27 protein-coding genes are annotated in these 25,366 nt (G+C 73.8%); 11 read left to right on the forward strand and 16 right to left on the reverse strand.

What is annotated here, in order from left to right; genetic code table 11:
- Positions 1-122: 122 nt before the first annotated feature.
- Positions 123-977: an NAD-dependent epimerase/dehydratase family protein gene (locus ACFYXS_RS20750; RefSeq protein ID WP_389250169.1), complete on the reverse strand. Its 855-nt coding sequence runs from the start codon at positions 975-977 to the stop codon at positions 123-125.
- A 136-nt stretch (positions 978-1,113) separates the two neighbouring features.
- On the opposite strand from ACFYXS_RS20750, the gene ACFYXS_RS20755 reads away from it, so the two are divergent.
- Entirely contained in the window at positions 1,114-1,962 is an 849-nt protein-coding gene (locus ACFYXS_RS20755; RefSeq protein ID WP_389250172.1) for a helix-turn-helix transcriptional regulator, read from the forward strand.
- A 97-nt stretch (positions 1,963-2,059) separates the two neighbouring features.
- On the opposite strand, the gene tpg is transcribed toward ACFYXS_RS20755, so the two are convergent.
- The 5 genes from tpg to ACFYXS_RS20780 form a co-directional block, all read right to left on the reverse strand.
- The gene (gene tpg / locus ACFYXS_RS20760) at positions 2,060-2,614 is read right to left on the reverse strand and encodes a telomere-protecting terminal protein Tpg (protein WP_389250174.1); all 555 of its coding nucleotides are present in this window, start codon (positions 2,612-2,614) and stop codon (positions 2,060-2,062) included.
- Between the two features lie 11 nt (positions 2,615-2,625).
- The gene (tap, locus tag ACFYXS_RS20765) at positions 2,626-4,650 is read right to left on the reverse strand and encodes a telomere-associated protein Tap (protein WP_389250828.1); all 2,025 of its coding nucleotides are present in this window, start codon (positions 4,648-4,650) and stop codon (positions 2,626-2,628) included.
- A 25-nt stretch (positions 4,651-4,675) separates the two neighbouring features.
- A complete protein-coding gene (locus ACFYXS_RS20770; RefSeq protein WP_389250176.1) occupies positions 4,676-5,032 on the reverse strand; it encodes a hypothetical protein in 357 nt (118 codons plus the stop codon).
- A 163-nt stretch (positions 5,033-5,195) separates the two neighbouring features.
- Positions 5,196-6,203, reverse strand: coding sequence for a DUF2278 family protein (locus ACFYXS_RS20775; protein ID WP_389250178.1), 1,008 nt, complete (start codon positions 6,201-6,203; stop codon positions 5,196-5,198).
- A 111-nt stretch (positions 6,204-6,314) separates the two neighbouring features.
- Positions 6,315-7,547, reverse strand: coding sequence for an FAD-dependent oxidoreductase (locus ACFYXS_RS20780; protein ID WP_389250180.1), 1,233 nt, complete (start codon positions 7,545-7,547; stop codon positions 6,315-6,317).
- A gap of 117 nt (positions 7,548-7,664) precedes the next feature.
- Between ACFYXS_RS20780 and ACFYXS_RS20785 the strand changes: the two genes are divergently transcribed.
- Positions 7,665-8,939 (forward strand): cytochrome P450, encoded by a 1,275-nt coding sequence (locus ACFYXS_RS20785; protein ID WP_389250182.1) that lies wholly within the window; start codon positions 7,665-7,667, stop codon positions 8,937-8,939.
- Between the two features lie 36 nt (positions 8,940-8,975).
- Here ACFYXS_RS20785 and ACFYXS_RS20790 read toward each other — a convergent pair whose 3' ends face one another.
- Positions 8,976-9,389 carry a cupin domain-containing protein gene (locus ACFYXS_RS20790; RefSeq protein ID WP_389250184.1) on the reverse strand — a complete coding sequence of 138 codons (414 nt, stop codon included), beginning with the start codon at positions 9,387-9,389 and terminating at the stop codon, positions 8,976-8,978.
- 177 nt (positions 9,390-9,566) lie between these two features.
- Here ACFYXS_RS20790 and ACFYXS_RS20795 point away from each other — a divergent pair, with 177 nt between their 5' ends.
- From ACFYXS_RS20795 to ACFYXS_RS20815, 5 genes are all read left to right on the forward strand, one after another.
- Positions 9,567-10,436: a helix-turn-helix domain-containing protein gene (locus ACFYXS_RS20795; protein WP_389250186.1), complete on the forward strand. Its 870-nt coding sequence runs from the start codon at positions 9,567-9,569 to the stop codon at positions 10,434-10,436.
- A gap of 286 nt (positions 10,437-10,722) precedes the next feature.
- On the forward strand, positions 10,723-11,307 hold the full coding sequence (locus tag ACFYXS_RS20800; RefSeq protein WP_389250188.1) for an HPP family protein: 585 nt from the start codon (positions 10,723-10,725) through the stop codon (positions 11,305-11,307).
- Between the two features lie 240 nt (positions 11,308-11,547).
- Positions 11,548-11,673: a hypothetical protein gene (locus ACFYXS_RS20805; protein ID WP_389250190.1), complete on the forward strand. Its 126-nt coding sequence runs from the start codon at positions 11,548-11,550 to the stop codon at positions 11,671-11,673.
- Between the two features lie 79 nt (positions 11,674-11,752).
- Positions 11,753-12,052: a hypothetical protein gene (locus ACFYXS_RS20810; protein WP_389250192.1), complete on the forward strand. Its 300-nt coding sequence runs from the start codon at positions 11,753-11,755 to the stop codon at positions 12,050-12,052.
- Between the two features lie 37 nt (positions 12,053-12,089).
- Positions 12,090-12,449 (forward strand): hypothetical protein, encoded by a 360-nt coding sequence (locus tag ACFYXS_RS20815; RefSeq protein WP_389250194.1) that lies wholly within the window; start codon positions 12,090-12,092, stop codon positions 12,447-12,449.
- 41 nt (positions 12,450-12,490) lie between these two features.
- Here ACFYXS_RS20815 and ACFYXS_RS20820 read toward each other — a convergent pair whose 3' ends face one another.
- The 3 genes from ACFYXS_RS20820 to ACFYXS_RS20830 all read right to left on the reverse strand — a co-directional run bounded on the left by ACFYXS_RS20820 (position 12,491) and on the right by ACFYXS_RS20830 (position 14,090).
- Positions 12,491-13,027: a hypothetical protein gene (locus tag ACFYXS_RS20820; protein WP_389250196.1), complete on the reverse strand. Its 537-nt coding sequence runs from the start codon at positions 13,025-13,027 to the stop codon at positions 12,491-12,493.
- Complete coding sequence (locus tag ACFYXS_RS20825; RefSeq protein ID WP_389250198.1) at positions 13,020-13,319, reverse strand: ATP-dependent Clp protease adaptor ClpS; 300 nt, start codon at positions 13,317-13,319, stop codon at positions 13,020-13,022. Before ACFYXS_RS20825 ends, ACFYXS_RS20820 begins: the two co-directional genes overlap by 8 nt.
- Before the next feature lie 120 nt (positions 13,320-13,439).
- Positions 13,440-14,090: an LAETG motif-containing sortase-dependent surface protein gene (locus tag ACFYXS_RS20830; protein WP_389250200.1), complete on the reverse strand. Its 651-nt coding sequence runs from the start codon at positions 14,088-14,090 to the stop codon at positions 13,440-13,442.
- Between the two features lie 429 nt (positions 14,091-14,519).
- Between ACFYXS_RS20830 and ACFYXS_RS20835 the strand changes: the two genes are divergently transcribed.
- Positions 14,520-14,747 (forward strand): DUF6480 family protein, encoded by a 228-nt coding sequence (locus tag ACFYXS_RS20835; protein ID WP_389250202.1) that lies wholly within the window; start codon positions 14,520-14,522, stop codon positions 14,745-14,747.
- Positions 14,748-15,117: 370 nt separating this feature from the next.
- Entirely contained in the window at positions 15,118-15,606 is a 489-nt protein-coding gene (locus ACFYXS_RS20840; RefSeq protein WP_389250204.1) for a GNAT family N-acetyltransferase, read from the forward strand.
- A gap of 7 nt (positions 15,607-15,613) precedes the next feature.
- On the opposite strand, the gene hemC is transcribed toward ACFYXS_RS20840, so the two are convergent.
- Both hemC and ACFYXS_RS20850 read right to left on the reverse strand, forming a co-directional pair.
- A complete protein-coding gene (gene hemC, locus ACFYXS_RS20845; protein WP_389250206.1) occupies positions 15,614-16,549 on the reverse strand; it encodes a hydroxymethylbilane synthase in 936 nt (311 codons plus the stop codon).
- 115 nt (positions 16,550-16,664) lie between these two features.
- Positions 16,665-17,357 carry a TetR family transcriptional regulator gene (locus ACFYXS_RS20850; RefSeq protein ID WP_389250208.1) on the reverse strand — a complete coding sequence of 231 codons (693 nt, stop codon included), beginning with the start codon at positions 17,355-17,357 and terminating at the stop codon, positions 16,665-16,667.
- Between the two features lie 182 nt (positions 17,358-17,539).
- On the opposite strand from ACFYXS_RS20850, the gene ACFYXS_RS20855 reads away from it, so the two are divergent.
- Complete coding sequence (locus tag ACFYXS_RS20855) at positions 17,540-19,009, forward strand: aldehyde dehydrogenase (RefSeq protein ID WP_389250210.1); 1,470 nt, start codon at positions 17,540-17,542, stop codon at positions 19,007-19,009.
- On the opposite strand, the gene ACFYXS_RS20860 is transcribed toward ACFYXS_RS20855, so the two are convergent.
- Positions 18,996-20,291 carry an amidohydrolase gene (locus ACFYXS_RS20860; RefSeq protein ID WP_389250212.1) on the reverse strand — a complete coding sequence of 432 codons (1,296 nt, stop codon included), beginning with the start codon at positions 20,289-20,291 and terminating at the stop codon, positions 18,996-18,998. The two genes, ACFYXS_RS20855 and ACFYXS_RS20860, sit on opposite strands and share 14 nt — an antisense overlap.
- A gap of 195 nt (positions 20,292-20,486) precedes the next feature.
- On the opposite strand from ACFYXS_RS20860, the gene ACFYXS_RS20865 reads away from it, so the two are divergent.
- The gene (locus ACFYXS_RS20865; protein ID WP_319659509.1) at positions 20,487-20,666 is read left to right on the forward strand and encodes a thiazolylpeptide-type bacteriocin; all 180 of its coding nucleotides are present in this window, start codon (positions 20,487-20,489) and stop codon (positions 20,664-20,666) included.
- Between the two features lie 79 nt (positions 20,667-20,745).
- On the opposite strand, the gene ACFYXS_RS20870 is transcribed toward ACFYXS_RS20865, so the two are convergent.
- From ACFYXS_RS20870 to ACFYXS_RS20880, 3 genes are read right to left on the reverse strand one after another with little or no spacing between them, the layout of a single operon-like run.
- Positions 20,746-22,668, reverse strand: a complete 1,923-nt coding sequence (locus ACFYXS_RS20870; protein WP_389250214.1) for a TOMM precursor leader peptide-binding protein — start codon at positions 22,666-22,668, stop codon at positions 20,746-20,748.
- Positions 22,665-23,426, reverse strand: a complete 762-nt coding sequence (locus ACFYXS_RS20875) for an ABC transporter permease (protein WP_389250216.1) — start codon at positions 23,424-23,426, stop codon at positions 22,665-22,667. Before ACFYXS_RS20875 ends, ACFYXS_RS20870 begins: the two co-directional genes overlap by 4 nt.
- A 2-nt stretch (positions 23,427-23,428) precedes the next feature.
- The gene (locus ACFYXS_RS20880) at positions 23,429-24,343 is read right to left on the reverse strand and encodes an ABC transporter ATP-binding protein (RefSeq protein WP_389250830.1); all 915 of its coding nucleotides are present in this window, start codon (positions 24,341-24,343) and stop codon (positions 23,429-23,431) included.
- Positions 24,344-25,366 lie beyond the last annotated feature (1,023 nt).

Consider the following 25,366-nt stretch of genomic DNA (forward strand, 5'->3'; position numbering starts at 1 on the left):
CGCCACGCGATCCTCACGGACGCCGTTCCGTGGCGTCCGCCACGGACGCCGCCGAGGTAGGCCCTGACCGCGCGGGTCGGGTGGGGCCGATCAGGGGATGCACGGACCTCGCGTTGCGACCGTCACAGGGCTCCGGCGTCCCGGGCCGTCCAGACGCTCGGATAGATCGGCCGGAAGCCGAGCTCCCGGCGGATGCGCTGGTTGGACACGATTCCGAACCACGGGTCGGGGTCCGTGAGCTCGTGGAGCCCGGCGGGCACCTCGACGCCGTTGAGCTGGTACAGCTCGACCGTCGTGACAGGGGCGTCATCGGCGATGTTGTAGATCCGGCCGGCGATGCCCGGCGCGTACAGCAGACGCAGCAGGCCCTGGGCGACGTCCGCGTGGTGGGCCATCTGCAGGCGCTGGTGCGGCGCCCAGCCGGCGGCCCAGCGCAAGGAGTCGGCGAGGTGCGGGTCGCCCTCGCCGTAGACGAAGGGGAGCCGCCCGATGCGTACGTCCAGGCTCTCGAGCGCGAGCAACTCGCGCTCGGCCTCGGCCTTGGACTCGGGGTAGGCGCCCCACATCCCGCCGCCCGGCCGGCTCTCGTCCTCCTCGGTCAGCGGGCGGCCCCGTCCGACGCCGTACACGTTGTTCGTGCTGACCTGCACGAACCGCTCCACGCCGGAGGCCTGCGCGGCGCGGCCCAGGGCCACCGCAGCGTCCCGGTTGACGGCCCACGCCTCCTCGGCCGGCACTCCGCGGAAGGAGGCGGCGACGTTCACGACGGCGTCCACGCCGGCGAGCGCCTTGCCGAGGGTCTCCTCGTCGCGCATGTCCCCTACGGCGACCTGGGCTCCCAGCTCCGCGAAGCGCTCGCCGTGGTCCGCGTTCCGTACCAGGACCCGCACCCGCTCGCCCGGCTGCCGCTGGGCCAGCAGCCTCGGCACGAAGCGGCGTCCGACCTGCCCTGTCGTACCGGTCACCAAAGTCAGCATGACGTGCTCCTCACGCACTGTGTCGCCTGTCGTTGACGCCCAGGTTCGGCCGGTGCGGGAACGACCGGGAGAGACCTCTTCATCAGGGGATCGGGAGTCCCTGGATAAGCCGGCCGGCCTCCCGCACCCTGGAGAGGTGAACCGAGGTGAACTGGCCGACTTCCTGCGCCGCGCTCGCGCCCGCCTGCACCCCTCCGACGTGGGTCTCACGGCCGGCGCCCGCCGCCGCACGCCGGGGCTGCGCCGCGAGGAGGTGGCCCAGCTGGCCGGCATGTCCGTGGACTACTACACGCGGATGGAACAGTCCCGCGGTCCGAGCCCGTCCCGCCAGATGCTCACCGCGCTGGCCCGCGCCCTGCGCCTGACGGAGGACGAAGCCGACCACCTCTTCCACCTCACCGGTGAGCAGCCGCCGCGCCGGGAGGCGACCAGCACGCACGTGCGCCCGGGCCTGCTCCTGGTGCTGGACCGGCTGCACGACACCCCGGCGATGGTGGTGACCGACTGCGGCGAGGTCCTGGCCCAGAACGCGCTGTCACGGGCGCTGAGCGGAGACGTCCTCGCCCGCCCGCCGCAAGGACGCAACATGATCCGCCGGTTCTTCCTGGACCCGGCGGCCCAGGAGCTGTTCCCGCCCGAGGACCGCCCCGTGCGCGCCCGCGAGCAGGTCGCCGGCCTGCGAGCGGTGGCCTCGGCCCGCCCCACGGACCTTGAGCTCTCCTCTCTCGTCGCCGAACTACGCGCCGGGAGTGAGGAGTTCGCCCGCCTCTGGGACGAACACGAGGTCGCCGTACGCCGCGCCGCCACGAAACGCTTCCGGCACCCCGCGATCGGCATCCTCGAACTCGACTGCGAGGTCCTGGTCAACTCCGGCCACAACCAGCAGCTCGTCATCCACACGGCCCGCCCGGGCACGGAGTCGTACCAGCGCTTGCAGTTGCTGCGGGTGGTGGGCTTGCAGGACCTGACGCCGACGAGCTCCTGAACGCGCGCGCCCTTCAGGTGCGGCCGCCGGTGCCGCCGCGAGGGCTGTCGTGGTTCGGCTCGAACACCGACCTCGGGCGAGTCGATGGCGCGGCGGGTCAGAACTCGAGCTCGACGTAGTCGATGTCGGTGAACTCGACGTTCAGGCCCTGGGCGCGGCGGCCGCGGTCCTTGAAGTAGATCTCCTGGAGGCCCTCGGCGGCGATGGCGCGCAGCTGCTGCTCGGTGGCGCCGGCGTCCTGGGCGGCAAAAAGGCGGGCGGCGTAGGCGGGCGGGAGGGACTGGGTGATGAGGCGGGTGCGGCTGTCGTCGGTGGAGCCGGGCGCGGCGGTGAAGCCGAAGCGGGCGCGGGTCTCGATGACGATGCCGCCGCTGGTGGCGGCCCGCCGCTTGGCGCGGTCGCGGACGCGGGGCTGCCAGCGCTCGCGGACGGCAGCCTCCAGGCGGGCGGCGAGGTCCTTGCGGGGCTGCTTGAGCTGGCCCGTGAGGTAGCGCTCGACCGTGCGCTGGGAGACGCCGAGAACGGCGGCGACGCCGCGGGTGCCCTTCTCGTGCTTGACGAGGAAGCGCATGCGGGACCGGGCGGACTTGGGCAGGGGACGGGTGAAGGTGGCCGCGGTGGCCTTGTCGAGGCTGTCGCCGAGGATGCCCATGGATGTGTTCCCTACTCCCCGTCGGCGGCGGCGTCGGTGCCCTTGATGTGGCGGGCGGGATTGTGGCCGTCCTCCAGGAGTTCGGCGGCCCACATCAGGGTCTGGGTGCCCTCGTGCTTGACCATGCCGGGCGAGACCCCGAGGCGGAAGCCGCCCGGCAGGGGTTTGCCGTCGGGGGTGTACGGCAGGAAGTCCGTCGGGCCGGGGCCGTCGGAGAGGTAGACGGCGCAGTCGGAGAGGACCGCGATCGGGTGGAGCCCGACGGCCGCGAGCCTGAGCATCTTGCGGTGCATGTTGACGCGGGCGGTGGCGATGACCGCGGCCCTGATGTCCGGTCGCCAGGTGGGGCGTTCGAGGGCGGGCCAGCGTTCGCCGGGCCGGTAGCCGGCGCCCTGGGGGCGTTCGCGGAGCTTGCCGATGCCGCCCTTGACGGTGGCCTTGATCGCCGACAGCAGTGCGACGCGCGCGGGGTCGGTCCGCTTGTGGCGCTCCATCGCGGCGAGGAAGTCGGCTTCCGGCATGCCGGGGACGACGCCCAGCTCGCCCATGGTGGCCAGGTAGGCGTCGCGCAGCCGGGTGTACCAGGCGTCCAGGTACGGGCCGTGCCCGGGCCGTACGTACGCCTCCATGGGGGCGACGGCGTGGCCGAGTTCGACGGCGTAGGCGACGGTGGGCGTGGCGTACCAGGCGGGCCCCTCGGGGCGGTCGCCGTGCGGGGTGAAGGGGCTCGGCAGCCGCGGGTCCAGGTCGATGCCGGACAGGTCGACCAGCCAGCAGCCGGGCAGCGCCCTGTCGAAGGCGGGGGCCTTCACGTGCACGGGTTCGCCGAGCCCGACGGTGAGCCGGTTCGCTGCGGCGGCGAACGCCATGTTGACGTCGACGCCGACGGCGTACGGCTGCGCACACTCGGTGTCGGTGAGGAGTTCCGGGTCGCGGATCCAGTCGTACGCCTCCTCGTCCAGGACCTGGTCCGGGGTGCGCTGGTGACCGCGGGGGTGGAGCGCGGCGACGACGGGGTGCTCGTCGGGGGCCTCGGGCGGCGCGGGGTCGACGGGGCCGGTGAGGGCGCCCGGGTTCGGCCCGGACACCCACGCGCCGGTCGACGGGTCCTTCACCGGGCGGGTCGGCGGGCGCAGGGCGGTCATCAGCTCCAGCCCCGACACCGCCGTCGAGCCGCGCGGGGTCAGGACGCGGGACGCGTACGCCGCGAGGATCCTGGCGAGTTCGGGCGCCGGCAGGTCGGCGGCACCGCCCCAGGACCGCGCGTCCAGCGCGCCCCACGGCAGAACGGCCAGCTGCACGCACTGGCGCCGGCCGCCCTCCGCCGGCCGGAACACCCGGGCCCACGGGCCGAATCCGCGCTGGGTCAGTTGCCATCCGGCACGCGTGATCCGGCGGACGACCGCGTGGTCCGGGGGCAGCCGCAGGCCGCGGCGGTCCGCCAACTCCAACGGCAGACCGAGCCGTTCGGCCGCCGCCGGGGTCAGTACGACCAGCGGGTCGGCGTCCTTGCCGTTGCGGTGCAGCCGTGCCGCGCCGAGGCGGGCCTCGGTGAGCGTCCACTCCACCAGGGACGGGACGTCCGACGCGGGGCACTCCAGTACCAGGCCGCCGGCCGCGTACGCCGATCCGTCGCCGTCCAGCACGGCGAGCGGGCCGTTGACGAACCGCGCGTCGGGCGTGTCGGGTTCGGCCGGCCGGCGTCCCGCGTACGGCGCCCGCGCCGCGGGGGCAGGAGCGGGGGCCGGGGCCGGCTGCGGCTCCGGCTCGGACTGCGGTGCGTCCGCCGTGAGTTGACCGGCGATGCCCTCCAGCAGCTTGGCGTACGCGGCCCGCGTGGCGCCCTGGGGTTCGCTGCGGCCGGCCTCCCAGCCGGCGACCGTGGTGCGGGTGACCTGGAGCGCCTCGGCGATCTCGGCCTGGGTGAGCCCGTACGCGGTGCGCAGCCGGGAGCGTTCGGCCGGTTCTGGGAGGTGGGTGCGGCGGGGTCCTGACCGCAGGAGGGCGTCGACCGGGTCGGGCGCGGCGGCGGCCATGGGGTGCTGGGGCTCCTTCACTGCGTCAGACCTCCCCGGAGCGCGGGACCCCGCCCGGCGCGGCGTCGAGGAACTCGCGCAGGTGCTGGCCCGTGAGGATGCGCGCGGGGTTGCGTCCGGGGGGCAGCGGCAGCCGGTGGCCGAGGGCCCACTGGAAGCGCCGGGCCGGGGCGAGGTCGAAGACGTAACGGCCGTCCGCCGCGTCGTCGGACCGGCTCCCCCGGATCTCGAAGGCGCCGACGCACACCCCGCCGTCGACGAAGGCGAGCAGGTAGTCCCCGTGGGTCGCGACGGTGCGCGCCGCGAAGCGCCAGCCGCGCCCCGCGCCCTCCGCCACGGTCCGGCCGTCGCGCAGCGACTGCCGGACGTCGACCGCCAGCATGTGCTCCTCCGACTGCGACTACGACTCCGACTCCGACCGGTTTCGCCGTTTTCCGGCGCAACGACGGACTTTATCAGCCGATAAAGTCCGTGGCGATCATGCCCGTACGGAGCCGCCCGGTGTGTCGCGCCGCGGTCGGGCAGGCACAGGAGGCCCGGAAGGCTCAGAACACGATGGTCCAGCCCTCGCGTCCCGCCTGCCCCGCGGTGTAGGAGACGCCGTGCACCTTGCGGCCGTCCTCGTCGAGGAGGGTGATCGCGCCCCCGCGGTTGCCCAGTTGGAACGGCGCGGCGACCGTGACGGCGAGGGCCGCCCCGGCCGCGAGCGGTCCTGCGGGGACGGCGCAGGCGTTCTTCAGGCGGTCGGCCAGGGTCCAGCCGGTGAGGTCGACGGCGACGGGCGAGGCGTTGAGGAGCGTGACCGTCTCCGTCTCGGGGGCGGGACCGAGGGGGTTGGCCAGGGCGGCGACGATACGGACGGACTCCTCGGCCGCACCGGGGCGCGGGCCCGCGTCCTCGAGGGCGTGGCCGGTGATGTCGTCGGTGTGCCAGGCCTGGCTCTGGAAGGCCAGGAAGATCCCGACCCAGCGCGGCTCGCCGGGGAAGCGGATCAGGAGGCCGCCGTCCTGCCAGACGCCGTCGTCGCCGCGGAAGCGACCGCTGTTGCCCTGGTTCATGTGGATGTCGTGCACGCCGTTGCCGGGCAGGAAGCCGAACACCTTGTCCTTGACGCCCTGTTCGGGACCCCAGCGCTCACCGAAGACGTACAGCCTCGCGTCCGGGTCGGCCACGGCACGCTGCACATAGTGGTCGAGGAGGTCGGCGAGGTCGTTGTCGGGGCCCTCGGCGTCCGGCGGCAGGGTGCGCATCCGCGCGGGGTCGAGCGGATTGCCGCGGATGTAGTCGAGGTTGGGGCCGCCGGGGCCGGCCGGGAGCGTGTTCCAGCCGCCCTCCAGCGCGTCGAGGAGTGCGGTGACGGGGTGGCGGAGGTCGTCCTCGACGAGGTACAGCAGCTCGGAGGGCTCCTCCTGGGACCTGACGTTGACGGCCGCGCGGTAGTGGGTGCCGCCGTCGTCGGTCAGGTGGATCTGGTAGTGCGGGGTGTCGGAGGCGCCCTCACGGCGGACGCCGGTCGCCCGGGCGACCAGGACTCCGTACGACTTCAGGGGCATCGGGATCCGCTCCTTCGCGTGGGGCGACCGCGCGGCGCGTGCGCCGGACGGCCCCAGTGTCGCAGCGGGGCAGCGGCGTCCGGGGCGAAACCTCCCGTTGCGCCGGGGAGTTCACCGTACGGACGCGGCCGGGGGGCGTTCGCGCAGGGCGCCGTATCCGAAGAAGTACGCCGGGATCCGCCGCAGCCACCGCGAGCCGGCCATCGCGTGGGCCACGCGCCGGCCCCGCGCGGCGTCGCCGAACGGCGACTCCCCCCGCAGCACGGGGGCGATGAGCCGGGCGTGGGCGATCCGCTGGAGGGTCTGGGTGCCGGCCGTGGTGGGCCTCCTGCGGCGCTGGACCGCGCGCACGTCGCGCAGGCCCACGCTGCCGCGGCGCAGGGGCTCGACGAGGTGCCGGGCCGAGGCCACGGCGTCCTCGACGGCGAGGTTGATGCCGATGCCGAAGACCGGGGACATCGCGTGCGCGGCGTCGCCGATGCACAGCAGCCCGGGGCGGTGCCAGCGGCGCAGGCGTTCGAGGCGTACGTCGAGGAGCTTGACCTCGTCCCAGGAGCGCAGGGCGTCGGTGCGGTCCACGATCCACGGCACGGCGCCGGCGTAGTCGGTGAGGAAGCGGTCGAGGCCGGCGGTGCGGCGCTCGGCGTCGGTGCCCTTGGGGATGAGCGCGGCGCACTGCCAGTAGGCGCCGCGGTCGATCATCACGGTGAGGAAGCGGTCGCCGGCGCCGCCGACGAGTCCGTGCGGGTCGCCCTCGTGCCGGGGCAGCCGGAACCACCAGGCGTCCATGGGGCAGTCGTAGCGGCGCAGGCCCAGTTCCGGCCGGGAACGGGCCAGTGAGTCACGGCCGTCGCAGGCGACGGTGAGGTCGGCGCGCAGTTCGCCGGTGCGTCCGTCGGAGGTGCTGTAGCGCACCCCGGTCACGCGCCCGCGCTCGATGAGGAACGAGGTCGCCTCGGTGTTCATCCGCACCTGGAACGACGGCTCGCGGCGGGCCTCGTCCACGAGGAGTCCGAGCAGGTCCCACTGCGGCACCATCGCCACGTAGTTGTACGGCTCGGGCAGCACCCCGAGGTCGGCGACGGTGACCAGCGACCCGTCGGCCCCGACGGGCAACTGGAGGGTGCGCACCCGGCGCTGCGGCAGTGCCGCGAAGCGTTCGGCGAGGCCGAGGTCGTCCAGCAGGGCGAGGGTCGAGGGGTGCACGGTGTCGCCGCGGAAGTCGCGCAGGAAGTCGCCGTGCTTCTCCAGCACGGTGACCGCGATCCCGGCGCGGGCGAGCAGCAGGGCGAGCACCATGCCCGCGGGGCCGCCGCCCACCACACAGCACGTGGTCCGTTCCATCCGCGCCCTGCCCCTCCGGCGGTGCACGGGCACCGCCATATCGGTACATACTATGCTTTAAGTGATCACATCTCTGCGCGTCGGTCCTGACCCGCACCCCCACGTTCCGGAGGCACGATGAGCCGGCAACCGGTCCTTCTCCCCTACGCCGACCCGGCCTTCGTGGCGGATCCCTTCCCGTTGTACCGGCAGCTCAGCCAGGAGGGCCCGGTGCGGCGGGCCGTCATCGCGGGCGGTGTGGAGGCCTGGCTGGTGACGCGCTTCGAGGACGGCCTCGCGGCCCTGTCCGATCCGCGGCTGAGCAGCGACGTCCGCGACGCGTCCGACCCCCGGCTGATGCGGATGCTGCCCGCCACGGAGCGAGAGTCGATGCTGCGCACCATGCTGCGCTCCGACCCTCCCGACCACACCCGGCTGCGCCGGCTGGTCTCGAAGGCGTTCACCGCCCGCCGGATCGCCGAGCTGCGGCCGCGGATCCAGGAGGTCACCGACCGCCTGCTGGACGCGATCCTGCCCACGGGGCAGGCCGACCTCGTCGCGGACTTCGCGCTCCCGCTCCCGGTCACCGTGATCAGCGAGCTGCTCGGGGTGCCGTCCACCGACCAGGGCGACTTCCAGCGGTGGACCGACGAGATGATCCTGCGCGGGGCGGAGCCGCCGGACCCGGTGAAGGTCGACGCGGCCTGGCGGCAGATGCGCGCCTACCTGGTGGGTCTCCTGGACGACAAGCGCGCCCGGCCCGGCGACGACCTGCTCAGCGCGCTGATCACCGCCCGGGACGAGGAGAACCGGCTCGACGAGGACGAGCTGATCGCGATGTGCTTCCTGCTGCTGGTGGCCGGCTACATCACCACGGTCAACCTGATCGGCGGCGGCATCGCCGCGCTGCTCGCCCACCCCGAGCAGCTGCGCATGCTGCGGGACGACCCGGAGCTGCTGCCCGGCGCCATCGAGGAGTTCCTGCGCTGGGACGGTCCCGTGAGCCCCGGCATCGCGCGCTTCGCGCGGGAGGACCTCGAGATCGCGGGCACCCCCGTACCGCGCGGCGCGACCGTGCTCATCGCCTCCGCCATCGCCGACCGCGATCCGCAGCGCTTCCCCGACCCGGACCGGCTCGACATCACCCGCGGCGACAGCGCCCACCTGGCGTTCGGGCACGGCATCCACTACTGCCTCGGCGCCCCGCTGGCCCGTCTGGAGGGCCAGATCGCGATCGGCACCGCCTTGCGCCGGCTGCCCGGGCTGGCCCTCGCCGTGCCGCCGGAGGAGGTCCGCTGGCGGCTGGGCGGTCTGCGCGGGCCGTCGTGGCTGCCGGTCACCTTCACGGCGGCGGCGCCCGGTGTCCCCGGCGTCCCCGGCGGGGCGGAGGCCACGGCCGACGTGGCGTCGTAGCGGGACGCGGGGCCCCCTTCGGGGTGGGGCGCCGCGTCAGTGGCTGCGTGTGCGGGGGCGGCCGTACTGCTCGTCGGTGACCTTCTCCAGCCACGTGGTCTCCGGCCGGGCGTCGCCCAGCCCCTCCCACATCGCCAGGTGCTGCATGAACCGCTCCGGGGTCGCCCCGTGCCAGTGGTCCTCGCCTGGCGGGCAGGCCACGGTCTCGCCGGGGTGGGCCTCGAAGACCGTGCCGTCCCGGGTGCCGATCAGGGCGATGCCCTCGACGACGTGCAGGGTCTGGCCGACCGCGTGCCGATGCCAGGCGGTGTGGGCGCCCGGGGCGAAGCGCACCATGTTGGCGCGCATCCGGGAGGGCTCCTGACCGGCGCAGACGACGTCGAACCAGACGTCCCCGGTGAACCACTCCGCAGGGCCTTTTGTGGTGGGCCGCGGCTTCACGAACTCCATCGGCGTCCCTCTCCTTCGTGGTGTCGTCCGTTCGGGGTTCCCGGTTCCAGGGTCCAGGGTCCAGGTTCGCACCCGAATACGGGCACACCAAGGGGAGGATTTCCTCCTGGGCGGAAAACATCCTGGGAGGGAACTCTCCCCCTCAGCGAATGCGCTGCCGGTGCCGCACTGGGACGCATGAGTCCCGACGTGCATCTCAATGAACTCGGCGAGTTCCTCAAGGCCCGCCGGGCCGAACTCAGCCCCCGCACCGTCGGCTTGCCCGAGGGCGCGGGCAGGCGCCGGGTCACGGGGCTCCGCAGGGAGGAGGTCGCCCAGCTCGCGGCGATCTCCACCGACTACTGCACCCGCCTGGAGCAGGGCCGTATCCCCGCATCAGCCCCGGTGCTCGACGCGCTCGCGCAGGCCCTGCACCTCGACGACGGCCAGCGCAGCTACCTCTCCGGCCTCGCCGGAAAGGACACCGGACGCCCCCGCCGCCGGACACGGCAGACGGTCCAGCCGCAATTGCGCCGCCTCCTCGACGACCTCACGACCACCCCGGCCATCGTGAGGGGACGCCGTATGGACGTCATCGCCTGGAATTCCCTCGCCGCCGCGCTCGTCACGGACTTCGGGCGCATTCCGGAAAAGCACCGGAATTACATGCGCCTGCTTTTCACGGACCCGGCCGTGCGCACCCTCTACGCGGACTGGGAGACCCTGGCCCGCACCTGCGTCGCCCAGTTGCGCATGCACGCCGCGAAGTATCCCGGCGATCCGCGCCTGACCGCACTCGTCGGGGAACTGTCCGTGCAGGACCCGGACTTCCGCATGCGGTGGGCCGCCCACCACGTGACCACGCCCAGCGTCGGCACCAAGGTCCTCCACCACCCCGTCGCCGGCGAACTCGTCCTGGACCGGGACACCCTCACCGCCGGCACCGACCCCGAGCAGCAGCTCGTCATCTGGACGGCGGAGGCCGGCTCCCCCACCCACGACCGCCTGCGCATCCTCGCCTCCTGGGCCGCCGACCGGCACGTGTCCGCCGCGCCCGCGCCTCACTGAGCGGCGCCGCGCCACGCCATCGGCGTGGTCCCCGAGGGCCCGTACACGGGCGGAAGTGCCTCGATAGGCGGGGTCGATCAAGCGATAGAAAGCCGCATTTGGACAGGCGGTGGACCGGGACATCAGGCTTTCGGCGTGCCCCCGTCCTCACGGACGACGAACCCGCCGTGGTCCGGGACGTGGGGGCGAATCCGAGGTGTCCCCGTGCTGATTCCACGCGTTCCTCCGCCGTGCGCCGCGCCCGGCGTCCGCCCGACGCCCGGCCGCGACCGGGAGTGGCGTCGCCATGGCGGCTAGCCCGCCCGGGACGTCGCAAGCCGGCACGTCGCAGGTCGGGACCGCCCCGGCCGGGACCGTTCCCGCCCGCCCGGCACATCGGCCTCCGCCCCGCTGGTGGAGAACGACGGAACCGCGGCCCGCGCGGCGCACGGTCGTCTCGGCGGCCGTCACCACGTCGGTGGGCCTGGCCGTCGTGGTGGCCGTGGGGGCACTCCTCCACCAGACGGTGCTGGTGCCGCCGCTCGCGGCCACGACGGCCATCGTCACCGCGACCCCCGGCTCGCCGCTCGCGCAGCCGCGCCATGTTTTCGGTGGCCACCTGCTGTCCTGCCTCGTCTGCTTCGTGGTGCTCGCCCTGGGCTGGCACGGCCCCTGGGCCGCGGCCGCTGCGTGCGGCATCGCCTGCGGACTCGTGCTGGTGCTCAAGGCGGCCCATCCGCCCGCGATGGCAACCGCCGTCATGATCATGCTCACCGACCCGCCGGCCCACAGTTTCGTGCCCCTGCTCGCCGCGGGGCTGGCCCTGCTGGTCGGGGTGCAGATGCTCTCCTCCCGCCTGCAACGCGAGGTCTACCCCACCACGTGGTGGTGAGGCGGAGCGTCCCGGGCCGGGCCGGAGCGGTCCTTCTCGGTTTCCCCGCCCCTGGCCCAAGAGCCCGGAAAGCCTTCACCGTTCACCGCTCACGGTTCACCGGTCCCGGAACACCGGACACCGGTCATGCTTATGCGGCCGCTCATCGTCCCCGGGCCGGCAGCCGGGCTGCTCGTCGTCGCTCTCATACACGACGCACGCGCGCGTGCCCGGGGCAGCCGCCTTCGGGACTCGGCCCGGATGCCGCACGACGACAAGAACGCACGCCGCGAGGCCAGGACATGGAGGACCATCGCCGCCCGCTCCACCTCTTCGGCCCGGGACGTCGTATGGATGGCCACCCTCTTCCGCCGCGGCAAGCGCTGAGGGACCGACTGCGCCTCGGTCCGGTCTCGTTACGGGGACAGGGCCGATGGAGGCCGTGGTTCCGGGAGACGCTCGGGCCGTGAGCGACACGTGGAAGCGGTACGCCAAGTGGGCCGGGGACGCACTGGTGTCGGTGGCCCTGGTGGTGTGCGAGGCGACCGCGATGTTCGGGGTCGGGATCGTGCTGATGCTCATCGCCCAGACGGGCAGGCCGGCGTGGTGGCCCGGGCCGACATCCTTCGTGCTGCTCGCCGTGGCCGCCGGGATCATGGCAGCGGGTGCCTGGAGTGTGCGCCTGTGGGTCACGGCGGTGATGCAGATTCTGGTCGTCATGTGCCTGGCGTTCGTCCTGGTCCGCTTCGCCGTGGAGAACACATGACGGACCCGGTCGTCCACGCCGAGGGCCCGTCGACGATGTGACGAGCCCTCGGCGAGGTGGGGCGCCCGGCGCGAGCAACGCCAACGGTGGCTGCCTCTCGACCGGCACCGGAGCCGCGCAGAACGACGTCTGCCTGGCGCCGTGCGGGAACGGTCACAGCGGACAGTTCCGGACGGCCGACGGCAAACTGCTGCAGAACCAGAACCACTCGTACCTCAGTTTCTCCGGTACTGGTGCCGCCATCCACACCGTCACCACGTACGACGAGCTCACGTGCCACTGGTTCGACTACGTGGTCTGCCGCAGGCCCGCGGCGGCCCCGGCACCTCGTTGCGAGGTACCCGGGCCGCATCCGTTCTCGCCGGTGTCGAGTGAAAGGCACGTCAGCGGCAGCTGATCAGCCCGCACAGTGTCCCGAGGTCAGCCACACAGCTCGAACTACGCGCGCCCGGCGTCGCGTTCGTCGAGGGCGTCCAGGAACTGCGCCATCAGCGATCCGACGAGCAGGGCGTCGGGGCCGAAGCCCGCGGGTGCGGTGACGCCGGGCTCGCGCAGGTAGCTGCCGCTGATGTGGCGGGGCTGGCCGTCGCCGATCGCGATGCCGTCGAGTTCGGCCGCGCGGACGGCGACGTAGAGGCGGTTGAGCCATTCCAGCCACAGGTCCGCCGCCTCGTCGTCGAGCCGGGCGCGGACCAGGGGCTGCGGTGCCAAGAGGACGTCCGCGACGGACCGGTCGGAGTCCGCGACGCGGTCGGCCAGCCGCCCGCGGAGGGAGTCGGCGGCGGCGTCGGCCTCCCAGCGCCGCAGGGGGTCGTCGGCGGCGTCCTGCGCCAGTTCGACGAGGTGGTCGGGCCCCTGGACCGGGCCGGGCGCCGCGGCGACGCGGTCGGCCAGCCGGAGAAGGGTCAGCGGCAGCGGCTGCCGCAGAGCGACGAGGATCGTGTCGCCGTCGGCCGTGAAGACACCGTCATCCATGGCGCACCGTCGCCCACAGGCTCGCCGCCATCAGACGTGCGGCGACGACCTCGCAGGCGTCGCGGTCGCCGTTGAACACGGCGGTCCGGCCCTCGGTGTGCACGAGCAGCATCAGCCGGCGCGCCTCGTCCTCGCCGACCGGCAGGACGCGGACGAGGACACGGACCACGTATCCCATCAGGTTCACCGGGTCGTTCCACAGCAGGACCGCCCACGAGGACGGCGTGACGGTGTCGGTGTGCTCGTCGAGTGCCGTTCCGGAGGCGGGGGCGGCCTGGGTCGGGGTGGTCACGGTGTCCTTCGGGTCCTTCCGGGACGGGTCGGGGGCGGCCGGAACAGCAGCCGGGTGCCGGCTCCTCCACGTGGAGGAGCCGGCACCCGGGCCGATGAACTAAGTGTCGTGCGGGCCTCGTCAGTGACGGGCAGCGCGACGCTTGCGGTTCGCGAAGAGCAGACCGCCGCCGGCGAGCAGCGCGACAGCGGCGCCACCGGCGAGGAGCGGGGTGGAGCTGGAAGCACCGGTCTCGGCGAGATCGGCGGCGGGCGAGGACTCGCCGCCGGCCGGGGAGGGTGCCGCCTCGGACTCACTCGCGCTCGCGTCAACGGTCGGGGACTCGCTGGGCGCGGGCGACTCGGTGGTCGGGGTGGCCGACGGCGTCGGGCTCTGAGACGGGGACTCCGGCGTCTGCGGGGGCGTGACCTCGCAGGCAGGAGCGGATTTCGTCTCGTTGACCGAGTACTGCTCACCGTCGCCGGCCTTGACGACCAGGTTGACCTGCACCGCGCTGGTGTGCGGCGGCAGGGTCAGGTGCTCCGTGTGGAACTCCGAGCCGAAGGTCTCCGTCGGGAGAAGGGTCTTGCCGTCCACGGTGATGGTCACCGTGTTCTCCACGCGGCCGTTGTAGGCCGTGAGGTCGACGGACGTCACCTCGGAGCAGCTCACGTCCCACTTGGGAGTGTGCGCCGAGGCGGGCGCGGCACAAAGGCCGAGCCCGATGATGCTGGTGGCTGCGGCCGCTATGAGCACGCCGGGGCGCGGCCGGAATCGGGGGGATTTGGTCACTGGATCTCCAGGCTGTCGTTATCCGAGGCCATTGGCGCGCAGAGTACTCTGCCGCGTCACGCGTCCCTCAGGCGCCCCATAGGTTGACTCCTGTCATCAGCCGTGATGCCCGGCTCGTGTGCTTTCCGGGCATCGGAGCAGCCTGTGCGGGATACGCCCGTTGCGTGGCCACTCGTCCGCGCGGCCTCCGCGTGCGGATGCGCCACGGGCGGACGGACGTGCTCAGGCGGGCGGCTGACCCCGCGACAGGAGGCGGCCACGACGTTCCGTGACGCGGCCTGCCGGTCGAACCCGCAGGTCACCGGCGCCGCGACGGGCGCGGTGGGGCCGGGCGGCCTACCATCGAAGGACAGGGCAGAGCGCGGCAGGGGCCGCCGTCCCGGGCGGTCCCGTGGTGCCGCGGCCATCCGCACATCGGGAGTGATACGCATGCCGACCACGAACAGCGGCCCGAAGCTCGCCCGTCAACTCCAGCCGCACCGCGAGGGGGTGCAGCCGACGCCCACACCGCCGTGCGAGAGCAGCACCACGTCCGGCATCTCGTACACCGAGCCGCCGGAGGTGCGGACGGCGTGGGAGGTCGTCTCCCTCTTCCTGATCTTCGGCGTGGCGGCCCTCATCGCCATCGGGCTGATCGCCCGGGTCGTGGCGCTGTAGCCTCGCCGCTCCCCCGTACCGTCACCGCGTCCCCGTCAGTGCGGCGAGCAGGCCGCGGACACGCCAGGCGCAATTGCTCGTCCTTGTGGATGATCCGGTCCTGGGTCCGTGAGGCGGCGGATGTGGTCAGTGGTCAGTAGTCAGGGCCACCGTGTCGAGAGCCTCGCAGGCCCCCTCGGCGGAGGACAGGGCGGTGTCGGCCGGCGCGGCTGGGCCGATGGAATCCTGGTCCGCGACGAGCAGGCCATGGAACGGTTCCGCGCCGCATGCCCCTTGCGCTCCGGTGCCGGAGAGGCGCCCGGGCCGACGTCAGGAGGGACGGCTGACGCGCCCCGCGCCCGGGGCCGGACCTCTCGGTATGCTGCCGCGCATGGTCAGGCTGGAGCGGCTCACGGCAGGTCACGCGGGCGTGGTGCTCGCCTTCGAGCGGGCGAACCGGGAGTGGTTCGCGCGGTCGGTGCCGGACCGGGGGGACGCGTATTTCGCCGGGTTCGCCGCGCGGCACCGGGCGTTGCTCGCGGAGCAGAACGCGGGGACGTGCCATTTCCACGTCGTGCTCGACGAGCGGGACGAACTGGTGGGGCGGGTCAATCTGGTGGACGTGGCGGACGGCGCCGCCGAACTCGGTTACCGGGTCGGGGAGAGCGCGGCGGGCCGTGGGGTGGCGACGGCGGCGGTCGCGCAGGTGTGCCGACTGGCGGCCACCGCGTACGGGTTGCGGACCCTGATCGCGGTGGCCTCGCTGGACAACGCCGCCTCGCGTGCCGTGCTCGCGCGCAGCGGCTTCACCGCGGTGGCGGACGTGACGGTGAACGGCCGCCCTGCCGTCCGCTACCGGCTGCCCCTCACTGTCATGTGACGATACGTCAGTGCGCGATGCTGTCGATCAGCTCGCGCGCCCCCTGCCGCAGCAGGGCCACCGCGACCGAGGTGCCGAGCGTGGCCGGGTCGAGCGGGCCTGCCCATTCGTGCGCGTCGAGGACGGTCTTGCCGTCGGGCGAGAAGACCCGGGCGCGCAGGGAGAGTCGGCCGTCGCGTTCGGCATGGGCGTAGCCGGCGATGGGGCTGTTGCAATGACCCTGCAGGACGTGGAGGAACATGCGTTCCGCGGTGGTCTCGCGGTGGGTGGCGGGGTCGCCGAGGTCGCTGACGGCGTCGATGGTGTCCGTGTCGTCCTCGCGGCACTGCAGTGCCAGCACGCCGGCGCCGATGGGCGGGATCATCGTCTCGACCGGCAGGACCTCGGTGATGACGTCGGCCCGGCCGATGCGTTCGAGGCCGGCGACGGCGAGCAGGAGAGCGTCGGCCGCGCCCTCGGCGAGCTTCTCCAGGCGGCGGTTGGCGTTGCCGCGCAGCGGGACGCAGGTCAACTGGGGGTGCGAGGCGGCGAGCTGCGCGACGCGCCGGACCGAGGAGGTGCCGATCCGGGTCCCGTCGGGGAGCGCGTCCAGGGTGAGGCCGCCGGGGTGCACGAGGGCGTCGCGGATGTCGTCACGCTTGAGGAACGCGGCGAAGACGGTGCCGGCCGGCAGCGGGCGGTCGGCGGGGATGTCCTTGACGCAGTGCACGGCGAGGTCGGCCCGGCCCTCCAGGAGGGCGGCGTCGACCTCCTTGGTGAACGCGCCCTTGCCGCCGAGCCGGGCGAGGTCGCCCATCCAGCGGTCACCGGAGGTGGTGACGGGCACGACCTCGGTGGCGATGCCGGGATGAAGCGCGCCCAGTTCGGCGCGGACCCGCTCGACCTGGGCGAGGGCCATGGGTGAGGAGCGGGAGACGATGCGGATGAGGTCCGGGACAGCCATGTGACCACGGTACGGCGGCGGACGCCGGGCCGGGCAACCGGGGCAAAGCCGCCACCCACGGTGACGAATCCGGCTAAGCTGCGCGAGCTCCCAACAGCCAGGCCCGGCCTGCCGGTCAGGGCGTCGTGCGCCCGCACAGGAGCCCCGCGAGCGCCGCGTGCAGCATGGTGCCGAGCGACTCGGCGAAGTTGACGCGGGCATCGGCGAGGCAGGGGTCCCCGGTGGCCTCGACGACGGCGGGCGAGGGGTTGGCGAACGGCCACAGCCCCGCGGTCAGCACCACGGAGATCCGGGTCAGTTCCATCGCGGCGGCCTCGCCCAGGTCGGGAAGGCGGTCGGCTGCCATGCGGGCCAGCCGGGCGCGGTGGTCCGCCTCACGGAGCTTGAACGCGCGGACGGACTCCACGGAGACGTTGCGCTCCAGCACCGCCGCCAGGATGCTCCACAGCTCGCACAGCAGCGGCCGGCGGCCCAGCGAGTCCGCCCAGGCCCCGGCGAGCGCGCGGGCCGCGACGGCCGGCCCGTCCGGCCCCGGCACGGGCGGCAGTTCGTCCTCCAGGGCCTCGATCCAGTCGCCGATGGAGCGGTCGAGGAGTTCGAGGAAGACCGCCTCGCGGGTCTCGAAGTAGCGCACGACGTTGGACTTGGAGAGTCCGACGCGACGGCTGAGCTCGCGCAGGCTGACCTCGGCCGCGGGCATCTCGCGGAGCAGCCCCGCGGCGGCGTCGAGGATCGCCTCGCGGCGCTGCTCGCGCTGTTCGGGGCGGCGGGCGCGCTGGAACGCGGCGGCGTCCTGTGCCTGACTCACGGTTGCGGTCCCTCTCTCGGGTGCCTCGGGTGTCCCGCGGCCGGTGTGGCCACCGTTACAGCCTAACGGACCGCCGGACCCTTATTAACGGTCCAGTGGCCTGTTAACGTGGAACGCATAAGAGGCCAGCGTCCCTTTGTCCCGGGACGCGGCACCCTGCCCGCCCTCAGGAGAGAACCCCCGTGACCGTCACCCCCTCCGTCGCTCCCTCCGTCACCTCCTTCGACCGTCTGTTCATCGGCGGACGCTGGGTCGCCCCCGCCGGCCCCGGCACCATCGAGGTCCGCTCGCCCCACGACCGGCGGCTGGTCGGCGTCGTCCCCGAGGCCGTCCCCGCCGACGTCGACCAAGCCGTCGCCGCCGCCCGCGAGGCCTTCGACCACGGGCCCTGGCCGCTGACGACGCCCGCCGAGCGCCGCGCCGTGATCAGCCGCTTCGACGAGCTGCACACCGCGCGCGGCGAGGAGCTGGCCGCGCTCGTCACCGCCGAGAACGGCTCGCCCCTGTGGTTCACCCACTGGCTGCACAACGGCGGGATCGCCGAGCAGACCGCCGCCTACCTGCGGGCCTCGGAAGGGTTCGGCTGGGAGGAGGAGCTGCCCTCCGCCGGCTCCGGCCGCACCCTCGTGCGGCGCGAGGCGGTCGGCGTCGTCGCCGCGGTGATCCCGTGGAACGCCCCGCACCAGTCGGCCCTGGCGAAGGTCGTCCCGGCCCTGCTCGCGGGCTGCACGGTGATCCTCAAGGCCGCGCCCGAGACCGCGGTGGACGCCCTGGTCCTCGGCGAGCTGTTCGCGGAGGCCGGGCTGCCCGAGGGCGTCCTGAGCATCCTGCCCGCGGGACGCGAGACCAGCGCGTACCTGGTCGCCCACCCCGGCGTCGACAAGATCGCGTTCACCGGGTCCACCGCGGCGGGCCGGCGGATCGCCTCCGTCGCCGGGGAGCAGCTCAAGCGCGTCAGCCTGGAGCTGGGCGGCAAGTCCGCGGCCGTCGTCCTGGAGGACGCGGACCTGGCCGCGGTGGCCGAGGGCCTGAAGTCGGCGTCGCTCGGCAACAACGGCGAGGCCTGCATCGCCCACACCCGCATCCTCGCCCCGCGCTCGCGGTACGAGGAGGTCGTCGCGGCGGTGGCGTCGATGATGGAGGGCATCACCGTCGGCGACCCGTCCGACCCGGCCACCTACCTCGGCCCGATGGTCCGCGCCGACCAGCAGGCGCGCGTGCGGTCCTACATCGACCTCGGGATCGAGGAGGGCGCCCGCCTGGTGACCGGCGGCCCGGGGATGCCGGAGGGCCTGGAGGAGGGCTACTACGTGCGGCCCACGCTCTTCGCGGACGTGGACAACTCCATGCGCATCGCCCAGGAGGAGATCTTCGGCCCGGTGCTGGTCGTCATCCCCTTCGACGACGAGGACGACGCGGTGCGCATCGCCAACGACTCCCTGTACGGCCTGAGCGGCGGCGTGTGGACGGCCGACACCGAGCGCGGGCTCGCGGTGGCGCGGCGCATCCGCACCGGGACGTTCTCCGTCAACGGCGGCTTCGGCGGCTTCGACGGGCCGTTCGGCGGCTACAAGACCAGCGGCATCGGCCGCGAGTTCGGTGCCGCGGGCCTCGGCCAGTACGTCGAGCAGAAAACGATCAGCACGGCGTGACCCCCGCCCCCGGCCCGAGGAACGCCAGGGCGGCCGCCGTCAGGGCGGTGATGCCCGCCGGGACGGCCAGGCGCGGATCGGTGCGGAAGTCCGGGGCGTGGTTGGGGGGCAGGGCCGCCATCTTCTCGGCGGCGGCGCCCCCGGGGGTCGCGGCCCACTGGCGGGGGCCGGTGCAGCCGAACATCCAGTAGGCGGTCCGGATGCCGCCCGCGCCGTGCAGGTGCGCCCCGGCGGGGCCGAACAGCGGGAAGTCCTCGGTCGCCGTCGACGCGGGCCAGAGCGCCACGCGCCGTTCCCCGAGGGCCTGTTCGTGGGCGCGGCGCACCGTCTCCGCGGCCCCGGCGTCCGGGACGGTGGGCGGTGACTGCGCCAGCACCACGACCGACGGCTCGCGCGGGCACCGCGAGGCCGCGCACTCGGCGGCGGCGATGCGCCGCACGGCGGCCTCCACGCGGTCCAGAGCGGCATCGGTGAACGCCCGCACCGAGACCTCCAGCGTGGCCCGGTCCGGGACGACGTTGCCCCGGACACCGGCGTGCAGGGAGCCGACGGTGAGCACTACCTGCTCGGCCGGGGCGGTCTCCCGCGACACCACGGTCTGCAGCCGCAGCACGATCGCCGCGGCGGCGACGACCGGGTCCACCGACAGATGCGGGGCGGCCGCGTGCCCGCCCGAGCCGTGGACGACCACTTCGAGCAGGCGGCTGCCGGCCAGCACCGGCCCGTGCGCGTGGGCGTGCGCGACCATCCCGGCGGGCAGGGGCGCGGTGTGCTGGGCGAGGACGACGTCGGGGGTGGCGAACCGCTCGTAGAGGCCGTCCTCCAGCAGGGCGCGGGCGCCGCTCAGGGTCTCCTCGGCGGGCTGGCCGACGACCATGAGCGTGCCCGACCAGTGGTCCGCCGCGCCCGCCAGCAGGTCGGCCGTCCCCGTCAGGCAGGCGAGGTGCAGGTCGTGGCCGCAGGCGTGCATGACGCCGTCGCGCTCGCTGGCCCACGCAAGGCCGGTGGTCTCCCGCACGGGCAGCGCGTCCAGTTCGGCGCGGAGCATGACCACGGGCCCGGGGCCGTTGTCCAGCAGGCCGACGACGCCGTGCCCGCCCACGCCGCCGGTGGTCCGGTAACCGGCAGCGGTCAGACGGCCGGCGACACGGGCCGCCGTGCGCTCCTCGGCGCCGGAGAGCTCGGGGTGGCGGTGGAGGTCGAGATGGTCCTCGACGGCCGGGCGCAGGACACCGGGCAGGCCGTCGAGGACCGCGGTGGCGGCGGGGGCTGTGGGCTTCACGCCGGGGCTCCTTGTCCTTGCGTGCGGAAAGCGGGCTGAGGGGGCGGAAGGGGGCTGACAGCGAGGTGACAGCGGGACGTGGGCCATCTGCCAGCGGGCGTCGGTAGAACTGACTCCGGTACAGCGCACGGGTGTTCCGCTCGATCCACCCGGGCCTGGGCCACTCTCGCCACGTTCACGTTGAGGAGGACCACCATGTCGCCGCAGCCGAAGTCCCTCGCGTCGCTTGCCGACGAGATCCTGGAGCTCGAGTCCGAGACCTTCGAGATCACCGACTACTCCGACGCCAGCGAGGTCATGCTGGGCTCGTCCACCAGCTGCAGCAGCACCAGCACCTGCAGCAGCACCACCAGCACCACCAGCTGCACGGCCTGACCCGGCCCTCGGCCCCCTGTCCGGCGGTTCGCACCGCCGGGCAGGGGGCTTCGGCGTGCGCGCCGGCCGAGCCCGGTCGTCAGGGGAACGGGTGCGGGACCCGGCGCAGTTCGGCGTCGGACAGGTCGGTCTCCCGCAGCCCCGCCCGGCGGAAGGCCGAACGCAACCGGGGCATGTGCAGGGCACGTTGCCGGGACCAGCCGAAGTCGATCGGCAGCAGGCCGGGGACCAGGGTGCACACCGTCCGCAGGCCCATGCGCTCCTGTTCGGGTGTGGTCTGGTCGACGGCGATGACGTCGAAGCCCGCCCCGGCGAGCAGGTCCCGGCAGAGCGCGAGGTCGTCGCGGAGGTCGCCGGTGCGCGGGCGCACCTGCTCCCAATCGGCGTGCAATTCCTGCAGCGGCCGTACCGCGGCCGGTTCGAGGTAGCTCGCGGCGTACTCGGCCATCCGGGGCAGCCCGAACAGCGCCGCATGGTCGGGCAGCCGTCGCACGAGGCCGAAGTCATCGGCCATGGCGGCCAGTTCGTCCGGGCGCTCGCGGACCTGGCCGGGCAGGTGCGGGATGTAGGTGAGGATCTCGGAGACGGCGGACTCCACGGCCGTCTCGGGGTCGAAGGCGGCACCCGCGGCGAACGCCAGGGTGCCGGGACCGCCGTCGCGGCGGACCGCGAGACCGGTGGCGACGGGCACCGGAAGGTCGACGCGGTTGTCGAAGACATGCACGTCGTAGCCCTGGAGCGCGGCCCGGTCGACCATGGCGCGGGTCGTGCCGCGGGCGAGGGAGCCCAGGTCGATCTCGGTCAGGGGCGCGTTGCCGTACCAGCCGAGCAGAAAGGCGTCGCGCTCGATGAGTTCGAGCAGGCCGAAGAGGACCGCCTCCTCCGTGCAGCTGCCGATGGCGCAGCCGTTGGAGCACTCGAAGACGAAGTTGTCTGCGGCCAGGCCCGCGCTGTAGTGCACCAGGCGGGCGGGGACGAGGACGGGGCGTGCGTCGCGCAGCGACCAGCCCTCCACCCACGGGATCGGCCGGTCCGGGGCGAAGGGGCTGAGCAGGGGGTCGTCGCGGTAGGTCCCGGGGGCGTACAGGCCGCAGTCGCGCGGGTCGAGGGCGCGGTCCCCGAGGGTGTCCCAGGCGGCGGTCAGCAGGGGCGCGCGGCGCCGGCGGTGGGTGCCCGCGTAGCGTTCCAGCCCTTCCAGGAAGGCCAGGTCGCGGCTGGCCCGGAAGGAGTTGGCCTGTCCGCTCCAGGTGACGTCGGTCAGTCCCGCGTAGCCGCGCATGAAGACGCTGCCGGCGACCGGGGCGGTGGTCGGGGACTTCACGTCGGTCCAGGTGGCGGCGCCGAGCACACCGCAGACCGGGTTGGCGAGGGCCTGGGCGGGCAGTTCGTACGAGCGCGGGGAGCGCAGCCGGTAGGCGTCGGGCGAGGGCTTGGGCCGGGGTACGGTCCCCATCGGCGCGGTCGCCGCCCCGTCGGCCGGGGCGCACCGCGGGCAGAGCGGCTCGCGCAGCAGCGGCACGGTGGCGACCTGGAGGGTGGCCAGGTCGAGCCGGACGACGCGGGGCAGCGGCCCGTCGGCGCGGCGCGCGAGCCCGGCGGCGTACAGGGACGCGACGGCGTCGACGACGTACTCCGGCAGCACCGGCCACGGTCCCGCGGCGCTCGCGGAGGTGCCGGTCTCCCAGGCCTCGCGCTCGGAGCGGGTGCGCAGGCGCTGCCAGCGCATCGCCAGGCACTGGCCGCAGGCGTCCTCGGCGGGATCGGCGCCGCCGAACGGGCCGATCAGGACGGCGTCGTGGGCGAGGTGGACGCGGGCGCCCGCCCGGCGGTCCGCGTGGGGGTCGCGGCCGGGGTTGAGGGTGTCGACGGCGCCGAGCGGCACCACGTCCGGGGCCGTCGTGACATGGCGGGCGGCCAGGGCGTCCCGCAGGGCGTCGGCCGCGGCGTCGGTGGGTGTCCCGGCCACGGGGGGCGGCGCGGGCGCGGTGGGTTCGGCGGTCATCCCCGGTTGCTCCAGCGGAAGGTCCGGGCCGCGACCAGCGCGAACAGGGCGGCGAAGCCGACGAGTCCGGCGCAGGAGACGGCGAGGTCGGAGGCGCTGCCGTGGTGGGTCTGCGAGAGCACGCCGAGCACGCCGTCGTTGAAGTAGCGCAGCGGCAGGGCGAGCGCGATGTCCCGCAGCCAGCCCGGCATCAGGTCGCTGGGGTAGAACGACCCGGACAGGAACGCCATCGGCACCATGATGCAGTTGGCGATCGCGGCGACGGCCTCGGGCGTGTTGGCGAGGCTGCCGACGACGAGTCCCAGCGCCATGAACGCGGTGATGCCGAGGATCAGCACCGGGATCACCAGCGGCCAGCTGGGGGCGAGCTCGAGACCGAACAGCGGCAGCAGGGCGACACCGATGAACAGCGTGGCCTGCACCAGGCCGACGCCGATGGCGATGGCGTAGCGGGAGGCCAGCACGGACGGCAGCGAGGTGGGCGTGCGCCAGATCAGCCGGAGGATGTCGTCACGGCGCCAGTGCATCATCGTGAACGCCACGCCGAACATGGCGGCGTTGCCGACGCCCCAGGACAGCACGCCGGGCGCGATGTAGTTGATGTACGGGGGGCCGCCGTCCTCGACGGTCTGGCCCTTGAAGATCAGCCCGAAGACGACGAGGAAGAGCAGCGGGAAGGCGAAGGTGAAGAAGACGGTGGTCTGGTCCCTGACGTAGGCGCGGTAGTTGGCCCTGGTCAGTGCTGCGTACGCGCTCACGGTCAGTGCTCCGATCCGGTCAGGGCGAGGTAGGCGTCCTCGAGGGTCGCGGTGCGGGTCTGCACCGCGTCCGGGCCCGCGATGTCGTTCACGGCGACGATGACCTGGCCGGCCACCCGGGTCTCCATGACGACCTCGCCGCCCTCGACCTCGACGCGGTCCACGCCCTTGATGGCGCGGGCGCGTTCGACCGTGATGCGGTCGGCGGGGACCAGGACCCGCGTCGGGGCCTTGAGGGAGCGGACCAGGTTGGCGGGGGTGTCGAGCGCGATGACCTTGCCCGCGGACATGATCGCGACGCGGTCGCAGAGGGCCTCGGCCTCGTCCAGGTGGTGCGTGGTGTGGACGATGGTGCGTCCCTCGCGCTTCAGTTCGCGGAGCACGTTCCACAGCGAGCGGCGGGCCTCGGGGTCGAGGGCGGCGGTGGGCTCGTCCAGCATGATGAGCTCGGGGTCGTGGACGAGTGCGGTGGCGATGGCCAGCCGCTGCCGCTGACCGCCGGAGAGGTTGTCGACGCGGGTACGGGGCTGCGCGGACAGGCCCACGAGGTCCAGGGCGCGGACGGCGGCCTCGGGGCCGAGTCCGTAGAGCACGGCGACGGTCTCCAGGTGCTCCAGGGTGGTCAGCCGGGTGAAGAACGCGGACGCCTGCGTCTGGACGCCCATGCGGCTCAGCAGCGCGGTGTTGCGCGGCCACGGTGAGGAGCCGAGGACGGCGACGTCGCCGCTGTCGGCCCGGCGCAGTCCCTCGACCATCTCGATGAGGGTGGTCTTGCCCGCGCCGTTGGGCCCGAGGATCCCGAAGAACTCGCCGCGGTGCACGGTGAACGACACCCCGTCCACGGCCTGGACCGGGCCGTAGCGTTTGCGCACGTCGTCGATCACCACGGCCTCGGGGGCCGTGTCCACTGCCGTCATCTGCCGTTCCCTTGCTGTGTGGGGGTCGTCGCCGGACCGTTCGCGCGGGGCGCGCGGCGGGCCGGAAGGGGTGGTGCCGGGAGAGGGCACGGCGTCCGGCGCCGTCCGCTCTCCGTCCTGGGGGGTGTGCGCGGTGCGCCTGGCACGGGCGGCCAGGCCGAGCCGCCGGAGCACGACGGCGGCCACAAGGAGCAGGACGGGGGCCGCGCCGGCCAGGGCACCGTACCGGTCGGCCAGCCACCAGCCGGCGCCGGCCAGGACGGCGACGGCCGTCCCCGTGGTGAGGATTCCGGCCAGCAGCCCGTACAGCGTGTAGACCGCGCGGGCCCGGCGCGGATAGGCGCGCGCGCCCGGCCCTCGGCCGAACCGGCCGGCCACCGCCCGGCCGAGGAAGGTGCGGCTGCCGGCGGCCAGTTGGCCGATGCCGACGGCGTAGCCGAGCAGCTTGTAGCCGTCCAGCGGGGGCAGCGGGACGAGGTTGGCCAGCGCCACCGCGACACCGAGCAGCAGCGTCCCGCCGAGGGCGTAGTGGGTGGGGCCGTCGTCGGGCGCCCACACCCACAGCGGCCAGAACGGCAGCAGGAAGACGAGGTTCGCCGCGGGGCCGGCCGCCGCGGTGGCGATCTGGTGGCGGCGCCGGGCGAAGAACGCCACGTCCTGCACGAGGCAGTACAGGTAGGTCACCGGCAGCCGCCAGCGCAGCCCGATCTCGGCGACCGTGCCGCCGAAGGCCCGGCCGACCAGTCCGTGCGCGAGCTCGTGCAGGGCCAGGCTCACCCACAGCACCACGCCGACCGCCATCAGCAGCACGGGGCGCTGCGCCAGTTGGGACACGTCGTGCACGAGGGTGCCCAGGCGCAGGGCCAAGTGGACGAGCATGCCGAGGACCAGCGCCAGCAGCGCTCCCAGGAAGACCGGGGTGCGGGCGAAGCCGGTGCGCCGGTGCAGTGTCTCGACGAGCGCACCGGCGTCGGAGGACATCCGCACGTGGCCGTTGAGCAGGGTGGACCTGCCCTCTTGCAC

Origin of the sequence: Streptomyces sp. NPDC002574 (assembly GCF_042889545.1) — a bacterium.
In the GTDB taxonomy this organism is placed as follows: Bacteria; Actinomycetota; Actinomycetes; order Streptomycetales; family Streptomycetaceae; genus Actinacidiphila.

Coding starts and splice junctions, on each gene's coding strand:
- ACFYXS_RS20840 (WP_389250204.1), top strand. CDS start 15,118: ATGGTCAGGCTGGAGCGGCTCACGGCAGGTCACGCGGGCGTGGTGCTC.
- ACFYXS_RS20800 (WP_389250188.1), top strand. CDS start 10,723: ATGGCGGCTAGCCCGCCCGGGACGTCGCAAGCCGGCACGTCGCAGGTC.
- ACFYXS_RS20865 (WP_319659509.1), top strand. CDS start 20,487: ATGTCGCCGCAGCCGAAGTCCCTCGCGTCGCTTGCCGACGAGATCCTG.
- hemC (WP_389250206.1), bottom strand. CDS start 16,549: ATGGCTGTCCCGGACCTCATCCGCATCGTCTCCCGCTCCTCACCCATG.
- ACFYXS_RS20795 (WP_389250186.1), top strand. CDS start 9,567: ATGAGTCCCGACGTGCATCTCAATGAACTCGGCGAGTTCCTCAAGGCC.
- ACFYXS_RS20880 (WP_389250830.1), bottom strand. CDS start 24,343: ATGACGGCAGTGGACACGGCCCCCGAGGCCGTGGTGATCGACGACGTG.
- ACFYXS_RS20770 (WP_389250176.1), bottom strand. CDS start 5,032: ATGCTGGCGGTCGACGTCCGGCAGTCGCTGCGCGACGGCCGGACCGTG.
- ACFYXS_RS20805 (WP_389250190.1), top strand. CDS start 11,548: ATGCCGCACGACGACAAGAACGCACGCCGCGAGGCCAGGACATGGAGG.
- ACFYXS_RS20870 (WP_389250214.1), bottom strand. CDS start 22,668: ATGACCGCCGAACCCACCGCGCCCGCGCCGCCCCCCGTGGCCGGGACA.
- tap (WP_389250828.1), bottom strand. CDS start 4,650: ATGGCCGCCGCCGCGCCCGACCCGGTCGACGCCCTCCTGCGGTCAGGA.
- ACFYXS_RS20820 (WP_389250196.1), bottom strand. CDS start 13,027: ATGGATGACGGTGTCTTCACGGCCGACGGCGACACGATCCTCGTCGCT.
- ACFYXS_RS20775 (WP_389250178.1), bottom strand. CDS start 6,203: ATGCCCCTGAAGTCGTACGGAGTCCTGGTCGCCCGGGCGACCGGCGTC.
- ACFYXS_RS20790 (WP_389250184.1), bottom strand. CDS start 9,389: ATGGAGTTCGTGAAGCCGCGGCCCACCACAAAAGGCCCTGCGGAGTGG.
- ACFYXS_RS20785 (WP_389250182.1), top strand. CDS start 7,665: ATGAGCCGGCAACCGGTCCTTCTCCCCTACGCCGACCCGGCCTTCGTG.
- ACFYXS_RS20780 (WP_389250180.1), bottom strand. CDS start 7,547: ATGGAACGGACCACGTGCTGTGTGGTGGGCGGCGGCCCCGCGGGCATG.
- ACFYXS_RS20750 (WP_389250169.1), bottom strand. CDS start 977: ATGCTGACTTTGGTGACCGGTACGACAGGGCAGGTCGGACGCCGCTTC.
- tpg (WP_389250174.1), bottom strand. CDS start 2,614: ATGGGCATCCTCGGCGACAGCCTCGACAAGGCCACCGCGGCCACCTTC.
- ACFYXS_RS20835 (WP_389250202.1), top strand. CDS start 14,520: ATGCCGACCACGAACAGCGGCCCGAAGCTCGCCCGTCAACTCCAGCCG.